Origin of the sequence: Tardiphaga sp. (genome assembly GCF_028290785.1) — a bacterium.
In the GTDB taxonomy this organism is placed as follows: Bacteria; Pseudomonadota; Alphaproteobacteria; order Rhizobiales; family Xanthobacteraceae; genus Tardiphaga.
Genome location: NZ_JAQGJD010000394.1, coordinates 1 through 4191 on the forward strand (window position 1 = coordinate 1; position 4191 = coordinate 4191).

Consider the following 4191-nt stretch of genomic DNA (forward strand, 5'->3'; position numbering starts at 1 on the left):
TGCGCGAGAAGGCGAAGACCGTGCCGCAAGGCGTGCTGGCGGCCTCGGCCTGTTCGGTCGGTGAACTGGTGTCGATGAAGAACGAGCTGGTGGCGCTAAGGGACAGACTGAACGCGGCGTTGGGGGAAGCGTAATTGCCGAGACATAGCTTGCGAAGCAAGCGAAGGATGGTGGAGCCAGGCGGGATCGAACCGCCGACCTCTTGCATGCCATGCAAGCGCTCTCCCAGCTGAGCTATGGCCCCATAACTTGGTAGGCATGATCTGATCCGAAAAACGGCAATCGATTTTCGGGACCATGCGGCCCGCGCGCTATACTGGACGTCAGCGCGCGGGGCATCTCAGAACACAGTTCGTGACGAACCTCAAGTCTCTTCGTCACCGGAAACGTCACCAATGATGTCGGTGACGTCTTCATCGCCTTCTTCATCGTCGGCGATGAAGGTCGAATCGTCGTCATCATCGTCGTCGATGGTGTCGTCGGTCTCGATATCGTCCTCAGATTCCAGCACGGCTGCCTTCTTGCCGGAGTTTTCCTCGGCATCCGCTTCCTCGAGCGGCACCAATTCTTCCTCGGTATCCGCCACTTCCGGCGTTTCCGCGGCAGAGGCAGCCGCAGAAGCGGCAGCGGCGCGCGAAGCGGCATCGGCGCGGGTACGCGGCGGCGGAATCGGCGCAATCGGCACCACCTCACCGGTATACGGCGAAATCACCGGGGTTTTGCCGAGGTCGTAGAATTTTTTGCCCGTCGTGGGGCAAATGCGCTTGGTTCCGAGATCGGATTTGGCCACGTGTGGATCCTAGGGAATTTTTTGAAAAACGGTGCTTCACTTGGCTAGTTGCCACGCTGCTGTCAATAGCGCTGTGCGCGTGGCGTGACGCGACGCGGCCTGTATGGTACGAGCCTGCCGCCCGAGGGAACACAATCTTGACTCATTCCGACAGCCACGCCACCCCGTCACCGCTCACAGCGCGCAAAAGTGCAGCCCTCAATGGCCGCGCCCGCGTGCCCGGCGACAAGTCGATCTCACACCGCGCCCTGATTCTCGGCGCGCTCGCAGTGGGCGAGACCCGGATCGCCGGCCTGCTGGAGGGTGAGGACGTCCTCAATACCGCCAAGGCAATGCAGGCGCTGGGCGCGCAGGTCGAGCGCACCGGGGATTTCGCGTGGTCCGTGCGCGGCGTCGGCGTCTCCGGTTTCGCCGCGCCGAAACACGCCCTGGACTTCGGCAATTCCGGCACCGGCTGCCGGCTGGTGATGGGCGCCGTGGCCGGCTGCCCGATTTCGGCGATCTTTGACGGCGATGCGTCGCTGCGCAGCAGGCCGATGCGCCGCATCGTCGATCCCCTCGAATTGATGGGCGCGCGCGTCACCGACAGCCAGGACGGCGGTCGTCTGCCGTTGACCCTGCGAGGCGCCCGCGACCCGCTGCCGATCGTCTACCGCACCCCAGTGGCGTCTGCCCAGATCAAGTCCGCAGTGCTGCTGGCGGGGCTGTCAGCCCCCGGTGTCACCACCGTGATCGAGAGCGAGGCCAGCCGCGACCATACCGAACTGATGCTGAAGCATTTTGGCGCGCAGATCGTGTCCGAGAAGGAGGGCATCCACGGCCGCAAGATCGCGCTCACCGGGCAGCCGGAACTGCGCGGCGCCGACGTCGTGGTGCCGGCCGACCCGTCCTCGGCGGCGTTTCCCATTGTCGCGGCGCTGATCGTTGCTGGTTCCGATATCGTGCTGACCGACGTCATGACCAATCCGCTGCGTACCGGGCTGTTCACGACGTTGCGCGAGATGGGCGCGTCGATCGAGGAGAGCGAGGTTCGCGGCGATGCCGGCGAGCCGATGGCCCAGTTCCGGGTACGGGCTTCGCAGCTGCGCGGCGTCGTCGTGCCGCCGGAGCGGGCACCGTCGATGATCGACGAATATCTGGTGCTGGCGGTGGCGGCGAGTTTTGCCGAGGGCACCACCACCATGCGCGGCCTGCAGGAATTGCGGGTCAAGGAATCCGACCGGCTGGAAGCCACCGCGGCGATGCTGCGCGTCAACGGCGTCAAGGTTGAGATCGTTGGCGACGACCTGATCGTCGAGGGCACCGGCCATGTGCCGGGCGGCGGCCTCGTCGCCACCCATATGGACCACCGCATCGCCATGTCGGCGCTGGTGATGGGGCTGGCGTCGGACAAGCCTGTGACCATCGACGACACCGCCTTCATTGCCACCAGTTTTCCGGATTTCATCCCGATGATGCGGCGGCTTGGCGCAGAGTTTTCATAACCCATGGCAACCGGCTTTGACCGCGAGGCGCTGCTGGAGGCGTTCGACGAAATCGGACGCGCCGCGGTTGCGGCGGGCACGAGGCTGCAGATCCAGGTCTACGGCGGTTCGGCCTTGATGCTGGCGAGCAATTTTCGGTTTGCCACGGAGGACGTCGATATCGCCGAGATCGGTGAGGAGTGGCCGGCGTTTCCGAAAAGCGCCGCAGATGCGGACAAGCAGCGCTTTATGTTAAAGCGGCTTTTTGCTGGAGGCTTGGCGATCGATGCGCCCCACTACCCTCGCACAGGCCGCTGATAGGATCGCTGCGGGCGAGCCGCTGTCAAAAGCCCTGCCCGAATTCCTCGATGCATTCTATCTGGCTGAAACGCCGGCGCAGCGCGCCGCCATGCTGTCCGATGAGCCCGCCACGACCGAGGATGTCCGGCTTGCCGGGCTATTCGGGGCCGTGGCCGAATATCTCGCCCATCGGCACCGGCTTCCAAATGTTCCGCGCTGGGCCTATGCAAGCCATCGTTATCTCGACCGGGCGTGGCACGTCTCGCCGTTCACCGATGACGCCATGCGCGAATATCTAACCTTCGCCAGCCCGGCGGAATTCGCGTCCCGCAATATCTTCACCGAGGAGCGCCCGCTGCGCCGCGCCCGCTCCGCTCTCGCTCGCCAAGGTTTCTAGCCAATATGATCATCGCCATCGACGGACCGGCCGCATCCGGAAAAGGCACGCTGGGCAAGCGCCTCGCCAAGCACTACGGCTACCGTCATCTAGATACCGGGGTGATCTATCGCGCCGTCGCCAAGGCGATGCTGGATGCCGGTGCCGACCTGAATGACGAAATGCTGGCGGTTTCGGCTGCTTTGGAGCTCGATCCGGAGAATTTCGGCAATCCGGCGCTCAAAACCCAGGCGGTGGGCGATGCCGCATCCGTAGTTTCCGCGATTCCCGGGGTGCGCGAGGTGCTGCTTAGCTTCCAGCGCCGCTTCGCCGAGGATTCCCCGGGCGCCGTGCTGGATGGCCGCGACATCGGAACCGTGATCTGCCCGGATGCCGATGTGAAGATTTTTGTGGTGGCCGATCCCGTGGTCCGGGCGCGCCGCCGCACGTTGGAGGCCAAGGCGCGCGGCGAGGTGGCGGACGAGGCCGCCGTGCTGGCCGACATCCTGCGCCGCGACGAGCGCGACAAGAACCGGGCAACTGCGCCGCTGAAGCCAGCCGCAGATGCATACTTGCTGGATAACTCGAATTTGGATATAGAAGGCGGCGTCCGGGCCGCCATCGACATTGTCGAGGCCGTCCGAGCGGGCCGGCAGCGGGTCTGAATTTAGTCAGACTAAACCGCTGCCGTCATTGGAGGAAAGCCCGCTCCTGGTCTTGAACGTCGGTCTTTGACCGACTGCCTTGGTACCGGACCATCAACGTCTCAATCGTGCAGTCATGCTGCCGGCCCGTTCTTGCAAACTCCTGCAGGGCGGTCGTTAGGGGTTGCGGACCCCCGACACTACGCGTTCGAGACGCCCTTTCACCCGACTGCCGGCAATACCCGCACCTGGAGAACAAATGGCTTCGACCGATACTTATAATCCTTCACGCGACGATTTCGCCGCGATGCTCGACGAGTCCTTCGCAGGTGGCAACCTGCAGGAAAGCTCCGTCATCAAGGGCATTGTTGTCGCGATTGAAAAGGACATGGCCGTCATCGACGTCGGCCTGAAGACTGAAGGCCGCGTGGCGTTGCGTGAATTCGCCGTGCCCGGCCGCGAAAGCGAACTCAAGGTTGGCGACGAGGTCGAAGTGTTTCTCGACCGGATCGAAAATGCGCTCGGCGAAGCCGTGCTGTCCCGCGACAAGGCACGTCGCGAAGAGAGCTGGGGCAAGCTCGAGAAGGCCTTCAACAACAACGAGAAGGTTCACGGCGT

6 protein-coding genes and 1 tRNA gene are annotated in these 4191 nt (G+C 63.8%); 5 read left to right on the plus strand and 2 right to left on the minus strand.

Features of this window, described 5'->3' with window-relative positions; translation table 11 throughout:
• Positions 1-168: 168 nt before the first annotated feature.
• Together JWR89_RS24995 and JWR89_RS25000 are read right to left on the minus strand one after the other, a co-directional pair.
• Positions 169-244, minus strand: a tRNA-Ala gene (locus JWR89_RS24995).
• A 120-nt stretch (positions 245-364) separates the two neighbouring features.
• Positions 365-790 carry a TIGR02300 family protein gene (locus JWR89_RS25000; protein WP_299720889.1) on the minus strand — a complete coding sequence of 142 codons (426 nt, stop codon included), beginning with the start codon at positions 788-790 and terminating at the stop codon, positions 365-367.
• A gap of 137 nt (positions 791-927) precedes the next feature.
• Here JWR89_RS25000 and aroA point away from each other — a divergent pair, with 137 nt between their 5' ends.
• From aroA to JWR89_RS25025, 5 genes are all read left to right on the plus strand, one after another.
• Positions 928-2274, plus strand: coding sequence for a 3-phosphoshikimate 1-carboxyvinyltransferase (gene aroA, locus JWR89_RS25005; RefSeq protein ID WP_299720890.1), 1347 nt, complete (start codon positions 928-930; stop codon positions 2272-2274).
• Positions 2275-2277: 3 nt separating this feature from the next.
• Positions 2278-2571 (plus strand): hypothetical protein, encoded by a 294-nt coding sequence (locus JWR89_RS25010; protein ID WP_299720891.1) that lies wholly within the window; start codon positions 2278-2280, stop codon positions 2569-2571.
• Positions 2540-2950, plus strand: a complete 411-nt coding sequence (locus JWR89_RS25015; RefSeq protein WP_299720892.1) for a hypothetical protein — start codon at positions 2540-2542, stop codon at positions 2948-2950. The genes JWR89_RS25010 and JWR89_RS25015 overlap by 32 nt, the downstream gene beginning before the upstream one ends.
• A 5-nt stretch (positions 2951-2955) precedes the next feature.
• The gene (gene cmk, locus JWR89_RS25020) at positions 2956-3594 is read left to right on the plus strand and encodes a (d)CMP kinase (protein WP_299720893.1); all 639 of its coding nucleotides are present in this window, start codon (positions 2956-2958) and stop codon (positions 3592-3594) included.
• A 238-nt stretch (positions 3595-3832) separates the two neighbouring features.
• Positions 3833-4191: S1 RNA-binding domain-containing protein (locus JWR89_RS25025; RefSeq protein ID WP_299720894.1), on the plus strand; the 359-nt coding region annotated here is incomplete at its 3' end.

Bases quoted from the DNA above. Each gene is read 5' to 3' on its own strand.
- JWR89_RS25015 (WP_299720892.1), top strand. From the start codon at position 2,540: ATGCGCCCCACTACCCTCGCACAGGCCGCTGATAGGATCGCTGCGGGC.
- cmk (WP_299720893.1), top strand. From the start codon at position 2,956: ATGATCATCGCCATCGACGGACCGGCCGCATCCGGAAAAGGCACGCTG.
- JWR89_RS25010 (WP_299720891.1), top strand. From the start codon at position 2,278: ATGGCAACCGGCTTTGACCGCGAGGCGCTGCTGGAGGCGTTCGACGAA.